Below are 20576 nucleotides of genomic sequence, written 5' to 3'. Positions count from 1 at the left end.
TCCATTGTTACCGGAGTTGTCTTAGACCAACTCAGCGCATGATCGCAATGAACGAACAGATCTGATGACCCCCTTTCTTCGTATTCTCGGCATAGAGACAAGCTGTGACGAAACCGCTGCATCCGTTGTGGTTCGGCACGCTGATGGGCGTGGCGAGATCGTCTCCGACGTCGTTTTGTCGCAGCTTGAGGAACACCGCGCCTATGGCGGCGTCGTCCCTGAAATCGCGGCGCGCGCCCATGTCGAGGCGCTTGACGCCCTCGTCGAAGAGGCGCTGGAAAAAGCGGGAGTCACACTCGCCGATGTCGATGCCATCGCCGCCACCTCCGGTCCCGGTCTGATAGGTGGCCTGTTGGTTGGGTTGATGACGGGCAAGGCGATTGCCAAGGCGGCAGGCAAGCCGCTCTACGCCATCAATCATCTGGAGGGGCATGCGCTGACGGCGCGGCTGACCGACGGTCTTTCTTTCCCTTACCTGATGCTCCTGGTCTCCGGGGGCCACACACAACTGGTGCTGGTGCGGGGCGTGGGCGACTATGAGCGCTGGGGCACCACCATCGATGACGCGCTCGGGGAAGCCTTCGACAAAACCGCGAAACTTCTGGGGCTGCCCTATCCGGGCGGGCCTGCGGTTGAAAAGGCGGCCGCGAAAGGGGACCCGAACCGCTTTCCGCTTCCGCGTCCCATGGTCGGCGAAACACGTCTCGACTTCTCATTCTCCGGTTTGAAGACGGCGGTGAGGCAGGCGGCGACGGCTATCGCACCGTTGTCCGAACAGGATATCGCCGATATATGCGCGTCCTTTCAGAAGGCTGTCTCACGCACTTTGAAAGACCGGATCGGCCGAGGTCTCCTGCGGTTCAAACAGGAGTTTCCGCAGCTCGAGACGATGCCTGCGCTTGTTGTCGCTGGCGGCGTCGCGGCGAATACCGAAATCCGCCAGACCTTGCAGTCGCTGTGCGATAGCAACGGCTTCCGCTTCATCGCGCCGCCCCACCGGCTGTGCACGGACAATGCCGCGATGATCGCCTGGGCTGGGCTTGAGCGAATGGCTGATGGTCGAGACGCTGATCCGCTGGAAATCGCGCCACGCTCGCGCTGGCCGCTTGATGGCCGCGCGGAGACATTGATCGGTTTCGGTAAAAGGGGAGCCAAGGCGTGATGCAGCGCGAAAACATCGTCGTCATAGGTGCCGGGGCCTTCGGAACCGCTCTCGCCGTCGTCATCGCTCTGGAGAACCGGCACGATGTGACCCTGCTTGGCCGAGACCCGTCACTGATGGCTGACCTGACGAGCGACCGCGTGCACGATGCGGCGCTGCCAGGCGTCGAGCTGCCGGACACGCTTCAATTTTCCGCCGAGCCGGATGTCCTCGCCGATGCCGGCATCGTGCTTTTCGCCATGCCTTCCCAATCTCACGCGGATGCGGCCCGTCATTACGGCCCCTATCTGGCTGATCAGTCGCTTATTGTCACCTGCGCCAAGGGCATCGACCGCAGTTCTGGTCGCCTGTTGACGGCATTGCTCGAAGCGGAATTGCCGCATCATCCTATTGGCGTGCTTTCGGGGCCGGGCTTTGCTGCTGATATTGCCCGCGGCCTGCCGACGGCCATGGCCATTGCAGCTGACGACGCCGCGATCGCGGAACGGCTGGCAACATCGATTTCCGGCCGGACCTTCCGGCTTTATGCCTCGACCGACCGTATCGGCGTGCAGCTTGGCGGGGCGCTGAAGAACGTGCTTGCCATTGCCGCTGGCATTGTCGAAGGGGCGGGCCTTGGCGATTCTGCCCGCGCGGCGCTGATTTCGCGTGGGCTCGCGGAAATGTCGCGGCTGGTCGTTGCGATGGGCGGCAAGGCGGATACGGTGCGCGGGCTCTCGGGTTTGGGCGATCTGGTTCTGACCGCGACGAGCCATCAGTCCCGTAATCTTCGCTTCGGGATCGCCCTGGGCGAGGGCAAGGGCAAGGATATGTCCGGCGGGCTGGTCGAGGGCGCTTATGCGGCAGCCGTCGCTGCCCGGCTTGCACATCAGTACGGTGTCGAGATGCCCGTCACCGAAGCCGTGGCTGCCATTATCGACGGCAATCTCGATGTGGCGAGCGCCATGCAACAATTGATGACGCGGCCCATCACCACCGAGTGAGCGTGGGGCGGTCGCATAGGATTCACGCATGTTACGCTCCCGAAACGCCAATCGCTTTGGGAAACATGCTCTAGCAAGGAGACGAAAATGCTGTTTGCCTTTATCTGCAAGGACAAGCCCGGCCATCTGAACGTGCGCATGGAGACCCGCCCGGCGCATCTGGAGCATCTGAACAAACTCAATGCGGAAGGCACCCTGAAGATTGCCGGACCGTTTCTGGATGCCGAAGGAAAGCCGAATGGCAGCCTCGTCATCGTGGAGGCGGCCGATATCGAGGCGGCGAAGGCGCTCGCCGATGCCGATCCCTATGCCAAGGCCGGCCTGTTCGAGAGCGTTGATGTAAAGCCTTACAATTGGGTCTTCAATAACCCGGGAGCGTGATCTGGCATGGCGAATTATTGGCTTTATAAGTCCGAGCCGTTCAAATGGTCCTGGGAAATGCAGAAGGCCAAGGGCGAGGCCGGCGAAGAATGGACCGGTGTGCGCAATTATCAGGCCCGCAACAACATGCGCGCCATGAAGATTGGCGACAAAGGCTTCTTTTATCATTCCAATGAAGGGCTGGATGTCGTCGGCATCGTCGAAGTCTGCGCGCTGTCGCACCCGGACTCAACGGCCGAAGGCGACCCGAAGTGGGACTGCGTGGATATTCGCGCCGTCTGCGACATGCCGCAGCCGGTGTCCCTCAAGGATGTCAAAGCCAATCCGAAACTGGCGCAGATGTCCCTGGTCACCTCAATGCGGCTTTCCGTCCAGCCGGTTACGGAAGAGGAATATCTTGAGGTCTGCCGCATGGGCGGGCTGAACAACCCTCCGAAATCCCCGGATTGACGCCTCGGTGAGGACCGATCCCGAACGCTTCATCCTCGACAATACCGGCATCATGCATCCCCCGCATGTGCCGGAACTCTCCCTTCATCTCGCCACCGAAGCGCACGACCTCTGGCTGAAGACGGAGGAGGAACTGGAAGAGATCGGTCTGCCGCCGCCCTTCTGGGCCTTTGCCTGGGCAGGCGGGCAGGGGCTTGCCCGGTATGTGCTCGATCATCCTGAATGCGTGAGCGGCAGGCGTGTAGTGGATTTTGCCAGCGGCTCCGGGCTGGTTGCCATTGCGGCTGCGAAGGCCGGTGCGGCGACGGTGCTTGCCGCCGATATAGATCCGTGGACGGAAACGGCTGTTCGGATGAATGCAGGGCTGAACGGCGTTGATATCGGCTTTACGGGTGCCGATCTGATCGGTCGACGCATCGAGGCCGATGTTCTGCTGGCGGGAGATGTCTTCTATGACCGGACCTTCGCCGATCTTCTTGTGCCCTGGTTCGTCGAGCTCACTGAAGCGGGCGTCAGCGTTATCGTCGGCGACCCGGGCAGGGCCTACCTGCCGAAACAGCGGCTTGAGGCGCTTGCCACCTACCAGGTGGCCGTCAGCCGCGCCCTTGAGGACAGTGAAGTGAAGAAGACGACGGTGTGGCGTTTCATTTGATCAGGGCCTGATGACGCAGACGCCGTGTTCGTAGACGCAGGCATCCCGCGCGGCTTCAGCGCCGATGGTCATAATCTTTGCTTTGGGTGCCAACAAAGAGCGGTAGCCGTCTGTGGCGATCTGCCCGGATATCCCGCTGCCGACCGCGAAATAATTGCCATTGCCTCTGACCCTCAGGGCGGAAATGCCTCCGACGTAGGTGCCGCCGGGGAGCGTGGAGGGGAGGCCATCGGTCGAAAAACTTACCTGCGACTGACGATATGTGGTATAGTTCCGGCTATGAAAATCGCCTGCCGCGGCGGGTTGCAGGGAGACTGAAATCCCGCCTGCGACCATCATGATCAGGGCTGCGATTCGATGCTGTAACATGAGCGTCATGCTCCGGATTTACGCGTTAAGAAATGGTAAATTACACCTTTTCGGAATTACGTAAAGGTAAATATTTTCGGGGTGTAAATCTTGGAAATGTTGGATTTTTTATTTTGACGCAAAAAATTTCCTAAAAAAGTGAACGCACCAATCGATTAAATTGGAAACGGCCATGAAATATGCTTGTGGTGACGCGCCCATGTGATTAAACGTCGCGGTTGGTGCAATGCACATTCCTTCGTCATGTGCTGTTGCTTGGGGGCGCCCTTCGGGCGCACGGGAAAACGCCGCGAGGTTCTGATGGCGAATGTGACAAATAACCGGCCTCTGTCGCCGCATCTTCAAATTTACAAGCCGATTCCGACGATGGTGGCCTCCATCATCCACCGTGTCACCGGCGGTGCGCTGTATTTCGGCACGCTCCTTGTTGCCTGGTGGCTGATCGCGCTTGCGTCCGGTCCCGCCTATTACGACTGGGTGAGCTGGGCGATGGGCACGATCATCGGCAAGATCATCCTGATCGGTTATACATGGGCGCTGGTCCACCACATGATCGGCGGCCTGCGCCACCTGATGTGGGACCTCGGGCACGGCTTCGAGAAGCACTTCACCACCAAGCTGGCGAAGGCCTCCTTCGTGGCGTCGATCTGTCTGACCGCGCTGATCTGGATCATCGTCCTGATCGTGCGCTGAGGAGATACTTTTATGGATATGCGTACACCTCTCGGTAAGGTTCGCGGTCTCGGCTCCGCCAAGGAAGGCACCGACCATTTCTGGCGCCAGCGCCTGACGGCTGTTTCGAACATTCCGCTGTTGACCTTTTTTGTTGTCTTCCTGATCAAATATGCCGGCGCGCCCTATCCGGAAGTTGTCGCGGCACTCTCCAATCCGCTGGTCGCGGTGATCATGGCTCTGGTGCTGGTTTCCGGCCTCATCCACATGAAGCTCGGCATGCAGGTGATCATCGAAGACTATATTCACGCCGAAGTTTCGAAACTCGTTCTTCTGATGCTGAATACATTTTTCGCGATCCTCATCGGTGGCCTGTCGATCTTCGCCATCCTGAAAATCGCATTCGTAGGATAAGTTCGCCATGGCTTCGATCAGTTCACCTTCCCAGAATGGCAAGGCCTATACCTATGTCGATCACTCCTATGACGTGATCGTGGTGGGCGCCGGTGGTGCCGGTCTGCGCGCCACGCTCGGCATGGCCGAGCAGGGTTTCAAGACCGCCTGCATCACCAAGGTTTTCCCGACGCGCTCCCATACGGTCGCGGCACAGGGCGGTATTGCCGCATCGCTCACCAATATGACGCCCGACTGTTGGCAGTGGCACCTTTACGACACCGTGAAGGGCTCCGACTGGCTCGGTGACGTTGACGCGATGCAATATCTCGCCATGGAAGCGCCGAAGGCGGTCTATGAGCTGGAGCATTACGGCGTGCCCTTCTCGCGTAACGAAGAAGGTAAGATCTACCAGCGCCCGTTCGGTGGCCACATGCAGAATTACGGTGAAGGCCCGCCGGTGCAGCGCACCTGTGCCGCCGCCGACCGTACCGGTCACGCCATTCTGCATACGCTTTATGGCCAGTCGCTGCGCAACAACGCGGAATTCTTCATCGAATATTTCGCGCTCGACCTCATCATGGCGCCGGATGGCCGCTGCACCGGCGTCGTTGCCTGGAACCTCGATGACGGCACCATTCACCGCTTCGCCGCCAAGATGGTGGTGCTGGCAACTGGTGGTTACGGCCGCGCCTATTTCTCGGCGACGTCTGCCCACACCTGCACCGGCGACGGTGGCGGCATGATCGCCCGTGCGGGACTGCCGCTTCAGGACATGGAATTTGTGCAGTTCCATCCGACCGGAATTTATGGCGCAGGCTGCCTCATTACCGAAGGCGCGCGCGGCGAAGGCGGTTATCTCGTCAACTCCGAAGGCGAGCGCTTCATGGAGCGTTATGCGCCTTCCGCGAAGGACCTTGCCTCGCGTGACGTTGTCTCCCGCTGCATGACGATGGAAATCCGTGAAGGCCGCGGCGTCGGCAAGAACAAGGATCACATCTTCCTGCATCTCGATCACCTCGATCCGGCGATCCTGCATGAGCGTCTTCCGGGCATTTCCGAAAGCGCGAAGATTTTTGCAGGCGTGGATGTTACGCGCGAGCCAATCCCGGTTCTGCCGACTGTTCACTACAATATGGGCGGCATTCCCACGAACTACTGGGGTGAAGTGCTGAACGCCAATGCTGACAACCCGGAGCGTATCGCGCCCGGCCTGATGGCGGTAGGCGAAGCCGGTTGCGCCTCGGTTCACGGCGCAAACCGCCTCGGCTCCAACTCGCTGATCGACCTCGTGGTCTTCGGTCGTGCCGCCGCCATTCGTGCCGCCCAGGTCATCAATCGTGACGAGGCGATTCCCGCTCTCGATACGGCTGCCTGCGACAGGATCATGGAGCGCTTCGACAGCCTGCGTTACGCCAACGGCTCGACGCCGACGGCGGTGCTGCGCGACAAGATGCAGCGCGCCATGCAGGACGACGCGGCCGTGTTCCGCACCCAGGAATCGCTCGAAAGCGGATGCCGCCGTCTGTCCGCGATCTGGAAGGAACTGCCCGACGTCAAGGTCACCGACCGCTCGATGGTCTGGAATTCCGATCTGGTCGAAACGCTCGAGCTGCATAACCTCATGGCCAATGCCATCACCACGGTCTACGGCGCGGAAGCGCGCAAGGAGAGCCGTGGTTCGCACGCCCGCGAGGATTTCGTCGACGGTCCGTTCGGCGGTCGTGACGATGTGAACTGGCGTAAGCATACGCTTGCGTGGGTTAACCCGGAAGGCGACGTGAAGCTCGATTATCGTCCGGTTCACACCGACCTCATCGCCGACGGCATCGATCCGAAAAAGATCGAGCCGAAGGCGCGCGTCTACTAATCGAAACTGTGTTAATTTGGCGGTGAAAGGATATCGCCATGAACATGATTGGACATAATAGAAGGCGGTTTGGCCCCATGTATGCGATCTCGTTCGACCTCGATACGGATACTCTTAAAAAGAGCTATCACAACTCGTCGTGGCAAAACGCTTATAATGATATTGCGAAATTTCTGCGCGCTCAGGGTTTCGACCGTCAGCAAGGCAGTGTGTATTTCGGCGATGAGACGATCGATAGCGTGAGATGCCAGACCGCGGTCCAGCGTCTCACACTTGAGTATGATTGGTTCGCACCTTCCGTCACGGATATTCGGATGCTGCGCATTGAAGACAATAACGACCTGACGCCTGCTATTGAACTGGCGCTCATGGCGAAAGGCATGGCGAAAAATGGTTGAACTCGCTCTCCCCAAGAATTCCCAGATCAACGAAGGCAAGGTCTGGCCGAAGCCTGATGGCGCCAAGAATGTGCGCGAATACCGCATCTATCGCTGGAACCCGGATGACGGCCAGAACCCGCGTATCGACACCTTTTACATCGATGTCGATGATTGCGGGCCGATGGTTCTCGATGCGCTTCTCTACATCAAGAACAATATCGACCCGACGCTGACGCTGCGCCGTTCCTGCCGCGAAGGCATTTGTGGTTCCTGCGCGATGAATATCGACGGTACCAATACGCTCGCCTGCACCAAGGGCATGGAAGAGATCAACGGGACGGTGAAGGTTTATCCGCTGCCGCATATGCCTGTCGTGAAGGATCTTGTTCCTGACCTGTCGAACTTCTACGCCCAGCACCGCTCGATCGAGCCCTGGCTGAAGACGGTTTCGCCGACGCCGGCCAAGGAATGGAAGCAGAGCCATGAGGACCGCCTGAAGCTTGACGGTCTTTATGAGTGCATTCTCTGCGCCTGCTGCTCCACCTCCTGTCCCAGCTACTGGTGGAATGGCGACCGTTACCTCGGTCCCGCCGTTCTGCTGCAGGCCTATCGATGGCTGATCGACAGTCGCGATGAGGCGACGGGCGAGCGTCTCGACAATCTCGAGGATCCGTTCCGTCTTTATCGCTGCCACACCATCATGAACTGCGCGCAGGCTTGCCCGAAGGGCTTGAACCCGGCCAAGGCGATCGCGGAAATCAAGAAGATGATGGTCGAACGCCGCGTCTAAAGGCGGATGCCCGAGGCCAGAAATCTAGCGGGCCGCGGTCTCGACCGCGGCCCTTTTTTCAACCCGGCGTGGGAAAATTCGGTAAAAATTGACCGAAATGGTAATTATCCCGGCCATCGCTTGCGCAAGATAAGGCTTTGGTAATAATTCAGCCTTCTTGTTTGATCATCGTCTTTCCTGAAGCGAGAGAATCGGGAGCTTGATATGCAATTCAGATATGTGGTGACGGGCCTTGCCGTTGTGATGGGCCTTGCCGGTTGCCAACGTACCTCCTACGATTACAACAACAACGCGAGCAACAATCCAGGCTATACGCCACCATTGCAGGCGCAGCCGGTGCCCTCCGTTCAGTCTGGCGCCCTGCCGCCACCCGGCGGCGCGAATGGTGGCCAGTTCCCGTCGGCGCCTGCCTCGGCAGCCCCTGGCGGCACCAATGTCGCGTCCGCCGCACCTCCGGCAACTGCCCTCGACGTCACGAAGGAATCCATGGTCGGCAACTGGCGCGTCTCCAATGGCGGCGCCAATTGCGACATGTTCCTGACGCTCACCAACCTCGGTGGTGGTTCGCGTGGCGGCACGCGTGGTTGCTCCGGCGAGCTGACGGCGATGGGGTCCTGGGAAGTGTCCGGCAAGATGGTCGTCTTCAAGAACCGCTCTGGTGACACGATCGGCCGCGTCTACAAGAGCGCCGATGCGCGCTTTGACGGCACGACCAATAGCGGCCAGCCACTCAGCCTCAGCCGATGAGCATGTCCGGTGTGGCCGGAATGTTCATTTTGCTCTAAGCCATTCCATTCGTCGCGGGTGCCTCGTTGCGCCCGCGATCGAGGTGCTTTTCCATGAAGCCATTGCCTGATTATAATCATAGTGTCGTTGAACAGCTCAACGCATTGACGGCAGCTGGCACCCTGCAGGCTGATACCGCACAGCTTGGCGTTGCGGCCCATCTCGACAGAATTCTCGCCGATCTGAAGGCCCGCAAGCCCGCCAAGAAAAAGAGCGCCCTTGGCTGGATGTTCGCACGCAAGTCCGGCCCGGCAACGACGGTCAAGGGATTGTATGTCTATGGCAGCGTCGGCCGCGGCAAGACCATGCTGATGGACATGTTCTACGAGATGGCGCCCGTCTCTTCCAAGCGGCGTTGCCATTTTCATGAATTCATGGCCGACGTGCATAATCGCGTGTATGCACACCGGCAGAAGCTGAAAAATGGTGAAACCAAGCAGGCCGATCCCATTCCGCCGGTTGCTGCCCAGCTTCTGGCGGAGGCGGAACTCCTGTGCTTCGACGAATTTTCCGTCACTGATATCGCCGACGCAATGATCCTTGCGCGGCTGTTCACCGAATTGTTCGCTCATGGCTGTACATTGGTAACAACCTCAAACGTCGTGCCTGACAATCTCTACAAGGACGGCCTCAATCGCGGCCTGTTCCTGCCCTTTGTTGATCTGCTGAAGAAATATGTTGACGTGGTGACGCTGGACAGCCCAACCGATTATCGGATGGAGAAGCTGGAAAGCCTGCCGGTCTACGTGACTCCGCTCGATGGCGCAGCGGATCAGGCCATGGACATGGCTTGGCGGCATATGACTGGCGGCCATCTCGTCGCTCCAACTGAAATCCCAATGAAGGGCCGCTCCATTCTCGTGCCGCGCGCCAGCGGCCGGGTCGCGCGTTTTTCCTTTTCCGATCTCTGTGAAAAGCCGCTGGGAGCTTCCGACTTCCTTGCCATCGCCAACAGGTTCGATACGATCTTCATAGATCACATTCCGTTGCTGAATGCCGACAAGCGCAACGAAACCAAGCGCTTTATCATCCTCATCGATGCGCTCTATGATCATAGCGTCAGGCTTTTCGCCTCTGCCGCTGCCATGCCGGAAGATCTCCTTGGAAAGCGCAAGGGTACCGAGGGTTTTGAGTTCGATCGCACAGCGTCGCGGCTTTTTGAGATGCGTAGCGCCGATTATCTAGCACTACATCAAGAAAAACGGCAGAAAGTTTGACACTTTCGTGACGCATTGTCTTACGTTTACGTAAGAAAATAATGATCTAAACGATTGAAAATACTAAGCAGAAAAGAATCTGTTGCCTATTTTGGTCAATGGGTCTAATCGGAGTGCGACAATTTGGCTGCCGGTTTGGCGCGGTGAAATTGAATTGAAGCTCAAGAGGAAGCATTCGATGGCTCGCAAAAAGATTGCACTTATTGGTTCTGGTATGATCGGCGGCACGCTGGCGCATCTGGCCAGCCTGAAGGAACTGGGCGATATCGTCCTCTTCGATATTGCTGACGGCATCCCACAGGGCAAGGGCCTGGATATTGCCCAGTCGGGCCCGGTTGAAGGCTTCAATGCAAAGCTCACCGGCGCTTCCGATTATGCTGCCATCGAAGGCGCTGACGTCTGCATCGTGACCGCGGGCGTTGCCCGCAAGCCCGGCATGAGCCGCGACGATCTTCTCGGCATCAACCTCAAGGTCATGGAGCAGGTCGGCGCCGGCATCAAGAAATATGCGCCGAACGCTTTCGTCATCTGCATCACCAACCCGCTCGACGCCATGGTCTGGGCGCTGCAGAAGTTCTCCGGCCTGCCGAAGAACAAGGTCGTCGGCATGGCCGGCGTTCTCGACAGCGCGCGCTTCCGCCTCTTCCTTGCTGAAGAATTCAATGTTTCGGTGGAAGACGTCACTGCCTTCGTTCTCGGCGGTCACGGCGACACCATGGTGCCGCTCGCCCGTTACTCCACCGTTGCCGGCGTTCCGCTGACCGACCTGGTCAAGATGGGCTGGCTGACGGCCGAGCGTCTCGAGCAGATCATCCAGCGCACCCGTGACGGCGGCGCCGAAATCGTCGGCCTCTTGAAGACCGGCTCGGCCTATTATGCGCCAGCTGCCTCGGCAATCGAAATGGCTGAATCCTATCTCAAGGACAAGAAGCGCGTCCTGCCAGCCGCTGCCCACCTGTCGGGCCAGTATGGCGTGGACGACATGTATGTCGGCGTTCCCACCATCATTGGTGCAGGCGGTATCGAGCGCATCATCGAGATCGAACTCAACAAGGAAGAAGAAGCCGCCTTCCAGAAATCCGTCGGTGCCGTCGCCGGGCTTTGCGAAGCCTGCGTCAACATCGCTCCGTCGCTGAAGTAATAGCCTCAAGCGGCTCCAAACAGGGATTATTCCATGAATATTCACGAATATCAGGCCAAGGCTCTTCTGAAGGGCTACGGCGCGCCGGTTGCAGAAGGCGTTGCCATTCTCAAGGTCGAAGAAGCCGAAGCTGCTGCAAAGCAGCTTCCCGGCCCGCTCTACGTCGTCAAGAGCCAGATCCATGCTGGTGGTCGCGGCAAAGGCAAGTTCAAGGAACTCGGCCCGGATGCCAAGGGCGGCGTTCGTCTGGCGAAGTCGATTGAAGAGGTCGTTTCCCACGCCAAGGACATGCTCGGCAACACGCTGGTAACGGCGCAGACGGGCGATGCCGGCAAGCAGGTTAACCGCCTCTACATCGAAGACGGCGCCGACATTGCCCGCGAACTCTATTGCTCGCTGTTGGTAGACCGTTCGGTCGGCCAGGTGGCTTTCGTGGTTTCCACCGAAGGCGGCATGGATATCGAAGCTGTCGCCCACGACACGCCCGAGAAGATCCACACCATCGCCATCAACCCTGAAAAGGGTGTTTCCGATGCCGACGTTGCTGCGATCTCCAAGGCGCTTGAGCTTGACGGCGTTGCAGCCGAAGATGCCAAGTCGCTCTTCCCGATCCTCTACAAGGCCTTCAGCGAAAAGGACATGGCTCTCCTCGAGATCAACCCGCTGATCGTCATGGAAAACGGCCATCTGCGCGTTCTCGACGCCAAGGTTTCCTTCGACGGCAACGCCATGTTCCGCCATGACGACGTCAAGGCGCTGCGCGACGAGACCGAAGAAGACGCCAAGGAAATCGAAGCCTCCAAGTGGGACCTCGCTTACGTGGCGCTCGACGGCAACATTGGCTGCATGGTCAACGGCGCTGGCCTTGCCATGGCGACGATGGACATCATCAAGCTTTACGGCAAGGAGCCGGCTAACTTCTGCGACGTCGGCGGCGGCGCCGGCAAGGAGAAGGTTGCGGCAGCCTTCAAGATCATCACGGCTGACCCGAAGGTCGAGGGCATCCTCGTCAACATCTTCGGCGGCATCATGAAGTGCGACGTCATCGCCGAAGGCGTCATCGCCGCGGTGAAGGAAGTCGGTTTGCAGGTTCCGCTCGTTGTTCGCCTCGAAGGCACCAACGTCGAGCTCGGCAAGAAGCTCCTGAACGAATCTGGCCTTGCGATTACGGCTGCTGACGATCTGGACGACGCAGCCAAGAAGATCGTCGCGGCGATCAACGGCTAATTGAGGGACCGGAAATAATGTCTATTCTCGTTAATAAAGACACCAAGATCCTCGTTCAGGGTCTGACCGGCAAGACCGGTACCTTCCACACCGAACAGGCGCTTGCCTATTACGGCACGCAGATGGTCGGCGGTATTCATCCGAAGAAGGGTGGCGAAACCTGGACCGGTTCCAAGGGCGAAAGCCTGCCGATTTTCGCAACGGTTGCCGAAGCCAAGGAAAAGACCGGTGCGGATGCATCCGTGATCTATGTTCCGCCGGCAGGTGCAGCAGACGCGATCATCGAAGCCATCGATGCGGAGATTCCGTTCATCACCTGCATCACCGAAGGCATTCCGGTCATGGACATGGTGCGCGTCAAGGCTCGCCTCGACCGCTCCAAGTCTCGTCTTCTCGGCCCGAACTGCCCCGGCATCCTGACGCCGGAAGAATGCAAGATCGGCATCATGCCGGGCTCCATCTTCCGCAAGGGTTCGGTCGGTATCGTATCGCGCTCCGGCACGCTGACCTATGAAGCCGTGTTCCAGACCTCCAACGAGGGCCTCGGCCAGACGACGGCTGTCGGCATCGGCGGCGACCCGGTCAAGGGCACCGAGTTCATCGACGTCCTGGAAATGTTCCTCGCTGACGACGCCACGCAGTCGATCATCATGATCGGCGAAATCGGCGGTTCGGCGGAAGAAGACGCGGCACAGTTCCTGATCGACGAAGCCAAGAAGGGCCGCAAGAAGCCGATGGCTGGCTTCATCGCGGGCCGTACGGCTCCGAAGGGCCGCACCATGGGCCACGCCGGCGCTGTCGTTTCCGGCGGCAAGGGCGATGCGGAATCCAAGATCGCTGCCATGGAAGCAGCGGGCATCAAGGTATCGCCTTCCCCGGCGCGCCTCGGCAAGACGCTGGTTGAAGTCCTCAAGGGCTGAGACCACATGAAACGGTGACGGGCGGCGCGGCTTCAAGCTCGCGCTGCCCGATGCCGCAAGAACGACAGACAGACGGCATACCGCCCCGGCGGCAGACAGCAATTATCAAAGCGGCAGGCCGGTCGAACGGCCCTAACGGCATCGAGGAGGCGGACGGATAAGTCCGCAAGAACACAATGGCAAGGCAAGAAGCGAACGAGCAGTTTCAGATCACGTCGTTTCTGGACGGCGCGAATGCAGCCTATATCGAGCAGCTCTATGCCCGGTACGAAGAGGATCCCTCTTCCGTGTCGCCGGAGTGGCAGAGCTTCTTCAAAGCGCTGTCCGATAATCCGGAAGATGTGAAGAAGGCGGCCAAGGGCGCCTCCTGGAAGCGCGCCAACTGGCCGATCCCGGCGAATGGTGACCTGGTTTCCGCACTGGACGGCAATTGGGCCACGGTCGAAAAGGCCATCGAAAAGAAGGTTCAGGCAAAGGCTGAGGCCAAGAGCGCCGACACCGGCAAGCCCGTCAGCGAAGCCGAAGTGCTGCAGGCGACCCGTGACAGCGTTCGCGCCATCATGATGATCCGCGCCTACCGCATGCGCGGCCACCTGCATGCCAAGCTCGACCCGCTCGGCATTGCCGTTGCCGTCGAGGATTACAACGAGCTCTCGCCGAAGTCCTACGGCTTCGAGGAAAGCGATTACGACCGCAAGATCTTTATCGATAACGTGCTCGGCCTCGAATATGCGACCGTGCGCGAGATGATCGATATTCTGGAGCGCACCTACTGCTCCACCATCGGCGTCGAATTCATGCATATGTCCAGCCCGGAAGAAAAGGCCTGGATTCAGGAACGCATCGAAGGTCCGGATAAGGGCGTTGCCTTCACAGCCGAAGGCAAGAAGGCAATCTTGTCGAAGCTGGTCGAAGCCGAAGGTTACGAACAGTTCCTCGACGTCCGCTTCAAGGGCACCAAGCGTTTCGGTCTCGATGGCGGTGAATCGCTCATCCCGGCGCTCGAGCAGATTATCAAGCGCGGCGGCCAGGAAGGGCTCGAGGAAGTCGTTCTCGGCATGGCTCACCGGGGCCGCCTGAACGTTCTGACGAACGTCATGGGCAAGCCGCACCGCGCCGTGTTCCACGAGTTCAAGGGCGGCTCGTTCAAGCCTGACGACGTCGAAGGCTCGGGCGACGTGAAGTATCACCTCGGCGCCTCCTCCGACCGCGAATTCGACGGCAACAAGGTTCACCTGTCGCTGACGGCCAACCCGTCGCACCTTGAAATCGTCAACCCTGTGGTCATGGGCAAGGCCCGCGCCAAGCAGGACCAGCTGGCCAAGCAGTGGGACGGGGACATCATTCCGCTGTCTGAACGCGCCAAGGTCCTGCCGCTGCTTCTGCATGGCGATGCCGCTTTTGCCGGTCAGGGCGTGGTTGCTGAAATTCTCGGTCTTTCCGGTCTGCGCGGTCACCGCGTTGCCGGAACCATGCACTTCATCATCAACAACCAGATCGGCTTCACGACGAACCCGGCCTTCTCCCGTTCGTCGCCCTATCCATCCGACGTTGCCAAGATGATCGAAGCGCCGATCTTCCACGTCAACGGTGACGATCCGGAAGCTGTGACCTATGCGGCCAAGGTTGCAACCGAATACCGCATGAAGTTCCACAAGCCTGTGGTCGTGGACATGTTCTGCTACCGCCGCTTCGGCCACAATGAAGGCGACGAGCCGGCGTTCACGCAGCCGAAGATGTACAAGGTCATCCGCGGCCACAAGACCGTCGCGCGCATCTATGCCGACCGTCTGATCGCCGAAGGCTTGATCAACGAGGGCGAATTCGAGAAGATGAAGGCCGACTGGCGCGCTCATCTCGAGCAGGAATTCGAGGCGGGCCAGTCCTACAAGCCCAACAAGGCCGACTGGCTGGACGGTCAGTGGTCCGGCCTGCGCGCCGCCGACAATGCCGATGAGCAGCGTCGCGGCAAGACCGGCGTGCCGATGAAGCAGCTGAAGGAAATCGGCAAGAAGCTGTCGACCATTCCGGAAGGCTTCAACGCCCACCGCACGATCCAGCGCTTCATGGAAAACCGCTCGCAGATGGTCGAGACCGGCGAAGGCATCGACTGGGCGATGGCGGAAGCACTGGCCTTCGGTTCGCTCGTCGTGGAGGGCCACAAGATCCGCCTTTCCGGTCAGGATTGCGAACGCGGCACCTTCTCGCAGCGGCACTCGGTTCTCTACGATCAGGAATCCGAGGAACGCTACATCCCGCTGGCAAACCTTGCGCCGACGCAGGCCCGTTACGAAGTCATCAACTCGATGCTTTCGGAAGAGGCGGTCCTCGGTTTCGAATACGGTTACTCGCTGGCCCGTCCGAATGCGCTGACGCTCTGGGAAGCCCAGTTCGGCGACTTCGCCAACGGTGCTCAGGTCGTGTTCGACCAGTTCATCTCGTCGGGTGAACGCAAGTGGCTGCGCATGTCCGGTCTGGTCTGCCTTCTGCCGCATGGCTATGAAGGTCAGGGTCCGGAACATTCGTCCGCCCGTCTGGAGCGCTGGCTGCAGATGTGCGCCGAAGACAACATGCAGGTTGCCAACTGCACGACGCCGGCAAACTACTTCCACATCCTGCGCCGCCAGGTGAAGCGCGACTTCCGCAAGCCGCTGATCCTGATGACGCCGAAGTCGCTGCTGCGCCACAAGCGCGCCACGTCTTCGCTGGCCGAGCTTGCAGGCGAGTCCTCCTTCCACCGTCTCCTGTGGGACGATGCCGAGGTCATCAAGGACGGCCCGATCAAGCTGCAGAAGGATTCGAAGATTCGCCGCGTCGTCATGTGCACGGGCAAGGTTTATTACGATCTGCTCGAAGAGCGTGAAAAGCGCGGTATTGACGATATCTATCTGCTGCGCGTCGAACAGCTCTATCCGTTCCCGGCCAAGGCGCTCATCAACGAGCTGTCGCGTTTCCGCAATGCGGAGATGGTCTGGTGCCAGGAAGAGCCGAAGAACATGGGTGCGTGGTCGTTCATCGATCCTTACCTGGAATGGGTCCTGGCCCATATCGACGCCAAGTACCAGAAGGTCCGTTACACGGGCCGTCCGGCTGCCGCCTCTCCGGCGACCGGCCTGATGTCCAAGCATCTGGCGCAGCTTGCTGCGTTCCTGGAAGACGCGCTGGGAGAGTGAGAACTCTCCCGCATCGCCCCGTATAAAAGACACCCGAATAACGGAACTAGATCATGGCCACTGAAATCCGCGTACCAACCCTCGGCGAATCCGTCAGCGAAGCGACCGTCGGCACCTGGTTCAAGAAGGTCGGCGACACCGTCAAGGCCGACGAACCTCTCGTTGAACTGGAAACCGACAAGGTTACCGTCGAGGTCCCAGCGCCCGCGTCCGGCGTTCTCACCGAAATCGTGGCGCAGAACGGCGAAACTGTCGGTCTCGACGCGCTTCTCGGCCAGATCGCCGAAGGCGCTGCGGGCGCTGCAACCTCTGCACCGGCTGCCGAACCGGCAAAGCCAGCTCCTGCCGCAGCCGCCGCGCCGGCTCCCGCTGCTTCTGCCGCCAGCGCCATGCCGCCGGCACCTGCCGCTGGCAAGCTGCTCGCTGAAAACAACCTGTCTGCCGATCAGGTTGACGGTTCGGGCAAGCGTGGTCAGGTTCTCAAGGGCGATGTGCTTGCTGCCGTCGCGAAGGGCGTTTCGGCCCCTGCCGCTGCTCCGGCTCCGGTTGCTGCGGCTCCCCGTCCCGTTTCCGCTGAGCAGGATCAGGTTCGCGAAGAGCGCGTGAAGATGACGCGCCTGCGCCAGACGATCGCCAAGCGCCTCAAGGATGCTCAGAACACCGCCGCCATGCTCACCACTTACAATGAAGTGGACATGAGCGCGGTCATGGACCTGCGCAACCGTTACAAGGACGTGTTCGAGAAGAAGCATGGCGTCAAGCTCGGGTTCATGGGCTTCTTCACCAAGGCCGTGACGCACGCGCTGAAGGAACTGCCTGCCGTCAACGCTGAAATCGACGGCACTGACATCATCTACAAGAACTATTGTCACGTCGGCATGGCTGTCGGCACCGACAAGGGTCTTGTCGTTCCGGTCATTCGCGATGCCGACCAGCTTTCCATCGCTGGCGTCGAAAAGGAACTCGGCCGTCTTGCCAAGGCAGCACGCGACGGTTCGCTCGGCATGGCCGACATGCAGGGCGGCACCTTCACCATCACTAACGGTGGCGTTTACGGTTCGCTGATGTCCTCGCCGATCCTCAATGCCCCGCAGTCCGGCATCCTCGGCATGCACAAGATCCAGGAGCGTCCGGTCGCCATTGGCGGTCAGGTTGTCATCCGTCCGATGATGTATCTGGCGCTCTCCTACGATCACCGTATCGTTGACGGCAAGGAAGCCGTGACCTTCCTCGTCCGCGTCAAGGAAAGCCTCGAAGACCCGGAACGTCTGGTTCTCGATCTTTAATCGGTCTTGCTTTTCGTTTCAGCGGGGTTTCAAGTGAAACTCCGCTGGAACACTACCTTGGAGAGCAGACGTGCAGCCGACATTTCTCGCCGCTTCCCCCTTTCTGCCGCTCATCGGTCTAAGCGTTCTTCTTCTCGTGGCGCATGTCCTGTTGCAAGGGATGATGGCGACCAGAGAGTTGGGGCGCGAATGGAATGCCGGTCCGAGAGACGGCGAGCAGAAGCCACAGGGCAAGCTGTCCGGTCGCGCTTCGCGCGCATCGGCCAATTTCCGGGAGACCTATCCGGCTTTTCTGGCACTGGCTTTCGGCGTTATCATGGCGGGTGACCCGGCCGGAATTGCGCTTATCGGCGCGTGGTTGTGGTTGATCTGCCGCATCATCTATATTCCGCTCTATCTGGCAGGTGTGCCCTATATCCGGTCTTTCGTCTGGTTGGGTTCAATGCTCGGACTTGCGCTGATGTTTGTCGTGTTGATGTTCTGAGGCTTGATGTGATGCACCAATATCTTATCGAACTTGCATCCCTGATGGCGATCTTCGCTTTCGCAATCGTATCGCCGGGCGCCGACCTTGCGATGGTCATGCGCCAGGCAATGGTTCATGGACGCAGGCAGGCCATCATCACCAGCTTTGGCGTCGGAACGTCGCTGATGTTCCACGTTACCTATACGATCCTCGGACTTGGCCTCATCATTTACCAGTCGGTCTATCTCTTTAACATCGTCAAATGGCTGGGTGTCGCCTATCTGATCTATATCGGCATCAAGGCGCTGCGTGCCGGCAAGACCGAGTTGCCGGGCGTCGAGGGTGAGGCTGTTCAGGCGAAAAGCAGCCAGACCGGGCTCAAGGCCTTCACGCTCGGTTTCGCCGCCAATGCGCTCAACCCAAAACCGGTGTTTTTCTTTCTGTCGATCTTTTCGACGGTGGTTCACGCGCATACGCCCGTTGGCATCAAGTTCGGATACGGGCTCGTCATGGCAAGCTGCCTTATCCTGTGGTTCGTCGGCGTCAGCCTGTTCATGACGACGCCGCGCATGCGCGCCGCATTTCAACGCGCCAGCCAATGGATCGACCGCACCAGTGGCGTGGTCTTCATCGCTCTCGGCATAAAACTCGCAACGGAAAAAGCGGCCTGAGTTTCAGGTCAAATGGAAGCTGGGCAATGATCCGATATCTTGCCCCTATAAAGCAGGAACCAGAACATGGCATATGATGTAGTTGTAATCGGCACCGGCCCCGGCGGTTATGTTTGCGCGGTCAAGGCGGCACAGCTCGGCCTGAAGGTCGCTGTCATCGAAAAGCGCGCGACCTATGGCGGCACCTGCCTCAATGTCGGCTGCATTCCCTCCAAGGCACTGCTGCACGCGTCCGAAACCTTCGCGCATGTCGCCCATGGTGTGGATTCGCTCGGTATCGAAGTTGCCGCCCCGAAACTGAACCTTGAAAAGATGATGGGCCACAAGGACAGCGTGGTGAAGGCCAATGTCGACGGCGTGTCCTTCCTGTTCAAGAAGAACAAGATCGATGCCTTCCAGGGCACCGGCAAGGTCGTTTCCGCCGGCAAGGTTTCCGTCACAAACGACAAGGGCGAGACACAGGAAATCGAAGCAAAGAACATCGTCATTGCCACAGGTTCTGACGTTGCCGGCATTCCAGGCGTTCAGGTTAATATCGATGAGAGCGTCATCGTGTCGTCTACCGGCGCAATCGCTCTTTCCAAGGTTCCGGAAAAGCTCATCGTCGTTGGCGGTGGCGTTATCGGCCTCGAGCTTGGTTCGGTCTGGTCGCGTCTCGGCGCCAAGGTGACCGTCGTCGAATATCTCGACACCATTCTCGGCGGCATGGATGCCGAAGTGTCCAAGCAGGCGCAGCGTCTGCTTGCCAAGCAGGGTCTCGATTTCAAGCTCGGCGCGAAGGTAACGGCGGTTGAAAAGACCGCCGCCGGTGCGAAGGTTGTGTTCGAACCGGTCAAGGGCGGCGCTGCCGAAACCCTGGAAGCGGATGTCGTTCTGATCTCCACCGGTCGCAAGCCCTTCACGGAGGGACTCCGGCTCGCTGAGGCCGGTGTGACGCTCGACAGCCGCGGGCGTGTCGAAATCGACGGCCACTTCAAGACCAATGTCGACGGCATCTACGCCATCGGTGACGTGGTGAAGGGCCCGATGCTGGCGCACAAGGCGGAAGACGAGGGCGTGGCGCTCGCTGAAATCCTTGCGGGTCAGCACGGCCACGTCAATTACGACGTCATTCCCGGTGTCGTTTACACCCAGCCGGAAGTCGCTTCCGTCGGCAAGACGGAAGAAGAGTTGAAGGCCGCGGGCGTCGCTTACAAGGTCGGCAAGTTTCCCTTCACAGCCAATGGCCGCGCCCGCGCCATGCAGGTGACGGACGGTTTCGTGAAGATCCTAGCCGACAAGGAAACGGACCGGGTTCTGGGTGGTCACATCATCGGCTTCGGCGCGGGTGAAATGATCCACGAAATCGCGGTGCTAATGGAATTCGGCGGTTCTTCGGAAGACCTCGGCCGCACCTGCCATGCACATCCCACCATGTCGGAAGCCGTGAAGGAAGCGGCGCTCGCAACCTTCTTCAAGCCGATCCACATGTGATCGACGTTTGAGCCTGACGCTCAAATATTAAATTTCAGTCATCTGTTAAACCCCGGCTTGCCACGCAGGCCGGGGTTTCTCATACTCGCGACACAGCCTGTCTAACCTTTTGAT

General features: G+C 59.4%; 21 protein-coding genes. 20 read left to right on the top strand and 1 reads right to left on the bottom strand.

The genetic code is table 11. From position 1 onward, the window contains the following. Positions 1–64 precede the first annotated feature (64 nt). The 5 genes from tsaD (at position 65) to FS804_RS17620 (ending at position 3628) form a co-directional block, all read left to right on the top strand. Positions 65–1162, top strand: coding sequence for a tRNA (adenosine(37)-N6)-threonylcarbamoyltransferase complex transferase subunit TsaD (tsaD, locus tag FS804_RS17640; RefSeq protein ID WP_144578182.1), 1098 nt, complete (start codon positions 65–67; stop codon positions 1160–1162). Then, the gene (locus FS804_RS17635) at positions 1162–2145 is read left to right on the top strand and encodes an NAD(P)H-dependent glycerol-3-phosphate dehydrogenase (protein ID WP_144578449.1); all 984 of its coding nucleotides are present in this window, start codon (positions 1162–1164) and stop codon (positions 2143–2145) included. Before tsaD ends, FS804_RS17635 begins: the two co-directional genes overlap by 1 nt. A gap of 87 nt (positions 2146–2232) precedes the next feature. Next, a complete protein-coding gene (locus FS804_RS17630; RefSeq protein WP_006310800.1) occupies positions 2233–2526 on the top strand; it encodes a YciI-like protein in 294 nt (97 codons plus the stop codon). Positions 2527–2532: 6 nt separating this feature from the next. Further along, positions 2533–2976 (top strand): EVE domain-containing protein, encoded by a 444-nt coding sequence (locus FS804_RS17625; RefSeq protein WP_063951401.1) that lies wholly within the window; start codon positions 2533–2535, stop codon positions 2974–2976. A 7-nt stretch (positions 2977–2983) separates the two neighbouring features. Next, positions 2984–3628: a methyltransferase gene (locus FS804_RS17620; RefSeq protein WP_144578179.1), complete on the top strand. Its 645-nt coding sequence runs from the start codon at positions 2984–2986 to the stop codon at positions 3626–3628. On the opposite strand, the gene FS804_RS17615 is transcribed toward FS804_RS17620, so the two are convergent. Further along, positions 3629–3997, bottom strand: a complete 369-nt coding sequence (locus FS804_RS17615) for a hypothetical protein (RefSeq protein ID WP_186376876.1) — start codon at positions 3995–3997, stop codon at positions 3629–3631. It abuts the gene before it with no gap. A 300-nt stretch (positions 3998–4297) separates the two neighbouring features. Here FS804_RS17615 and sdhC point away from each other — a divergent pair, with 300 nt between their 5' ends. The 15 genes from sdhC to lpdA all read left to right on the top strand — a co-directional run bounded on the left by sdhC (position 4298) and on the right by lpdA (position 20462). Further along, positions 4298–4690, top strand: a complete 393-nt coding sequence (gene sdhC, locus FS804_RS17610; RefSeq protein WP_063948317.1) for a succinate dehydrogenase, cytochrome b556 subunit — start codon at positions 4298–4300, stop codon at positions 4688–4690. 12 nt (positions 4691–4702) lie between these two features. Further along, a complete protein-coding gene (gene sdhD, locus FS804_RS17605; RefSeq protein WP_113382040.1) occupies positions 4703–5083 on the top strand; it encodes a succinate dehydrogenase, hydrophobic membrane anchor protein in 381 nt (126 codons plus the stop codon). Positions 5084–5090: 7 nt separating this feature from the next. Then, positions 5091–6932 (top strand): succinate dehydrogenase flavoprotein subunit, encoded by a 1842-nt coding sequence (gene sdhA / locus FS804_RS17600; RefSeq protein ID WP_144578176.1) that lies wholly within the window; start codon positions 5091–5093, stop codon positions 6930–6932. 38 nt (positions 6933–6970) lie between these two features. Beyond that, complete coding sequence (locus FS804_RS17595; RefSeq protein WP_246665904.1) at positions 6971–7330, top strand: virulence factor; 360 nt, start codon at positions 6971–6973, stop codon at positions 7328–7330. Continuing rightward, positions 7323–8102 carry a succinate dehydrogenase iron-sulfur subunit gene (locus FS804_RS17590; RefSeq protein ID WP_144578174.1) on the top strand — a complete coding sequence of 260 codons (780 nt, stop codon included), beginning with the start codon at positions 7323–7325 and terminating at the stop codon, positions 8100–8102. Before FS804_RS17595 ends, FS804_RS17590 begins: the two co-directional genes overlap by 8 nt. A gap of 204 nt (positions 8103–8306) precedes the next feature. Continuing rightward, positions 8307–8849: a protease inhibitor Inh/omp19 family protein gene (locus tag FS804_RS17585; protein WP_063948324.1), complete on the top strand. Its 543-nt coding sequence runs from the start codon at positions 8307–8309 to the stop codon at positions 8847–8849. Positions 8850–8941: 92 nt separating this feature from the next. After that, the gene (gene zapE, locus FS804_RS17580; protein WP_144578172.1) at positions 8942–10105 is read left to right on the top strand and encodes a cell division protein ZapE; all 1164 of its coding nucleotides are present in this window, start codon (positions 8942–8944) and stop codon (positions 10103–10105) included. A 178-nt stretch (positions 10106–10283) separates the two neighbouring features. Beyond that, positions 10284–11246 carry a malate dehydrogenase gene (mdh, locus tag FS804_RS17575; protein ID WP_003523512.1) on the top strand — a complete coding sequence of 321 codons (963 nt, stop codon included), beginning with the start codon at positions 10284–10286 and terminating at the stop codon, positions 11244–11246. Between the two features lie 33 nt (positions 11247–11279). After that, positions 11280–12473, top strand: a complete 1194-nt coding sequence (gene sucC / locus FS804_RS17570) for an ADP-forming succinate--CoA ligase subunit beta (RefSeq protein WP_004443803.1) — start codon at positions 11280–11282, stop codon at positions 12471–12473. Positions 12474–12490: 17 nt separating this feature from the next. Then, positions 12491–13393 (top strand): succinate--CoA ligase subunit alpha, encoded by a 903-nt coding sequence (sucD, locus tag FS804_RS17565; RefSeq protein WP_003492390.1) that lies wholly within the window; start codon positions 12491–12493, stop codon positions 13391–13393. Positions 13394–13569: 176 nt separating this feature from the next. Then, positions 13570–16566 (top strand): 2-oxoglutarate dehydrogenase E1 component, encoded by a 2997-nt coding sequence (locus FS804_RS17560; protein WP_144578170.1) that lies wholly within the window; start codon positions 13570–13572, stop codon positions 16564–16566. 53 nt (positions 16567–16619) lie between these two features. Next, positions 16620–17852: a 2-oxoglutarate dehydrogenase complex dihydrolipoyllysine-residue succinyltransferase gene (odhB, locus tag FS804_RS17555; RefSeq protein ID WP_063948331.1), complete on the top strand. Its 1233-nt coding sequence runs from the start codon at positions 16620–16622 to the stop codon at positions 17850–17852. Positions 17853–17922: 70 nt separating this feature from the next. Then, on the top strand, positions 17923–18336 hold the full coding sequence (locus FS804_RS17550; RefSeq protein ID WP_144578168.1) for an MAPEG family protein: 414 nt from the start codon (positions 17923–17925) through the stop codon (positions 18334–18336). Positions 18337–18347: 11 nt separating this feature from the next. Beyond that, positions 18348–18989, top strand: coding sequence for a LysE family translocator (locus FS804_RS17545; protein ID WP_144578166.1), 642 nt, complete (start codon positions 18348–18350; stop codon positions 18987–18989). Positions 18990–19055: 66 nt separating this feature from the next. Beyond that, positions 19056–20462 carry a dihydrolipoyl dehydrogenase gene (gene lpdA, locus FS804_RS17540; RefSeq protein ID WP_144578164.1) on the top strand — a complete coding sequence of 469 codons (1407 nt, stop codon included), beginning with the start codon at positions 19056–19058 and terminating at the stop codon, positions 20460–20462. Positions 20463–20576 lie beyond the last annotated feature (114 nt).

It is taken from the genome of Agrobacterium sp. DE0009, assembly GCF_007680755.1.
GTDB lineage: Bacteria > Pseudomonadota > Alphaproteobacteria > Rhizobiales > Rhizobiaceae > Agrobacterium > Agrobacterium tumefaciens_B.
Note: the sequence above shows the minus strand (reverse complement) of the source record. Positions and strands in the feature narration are given on the sequence as shown.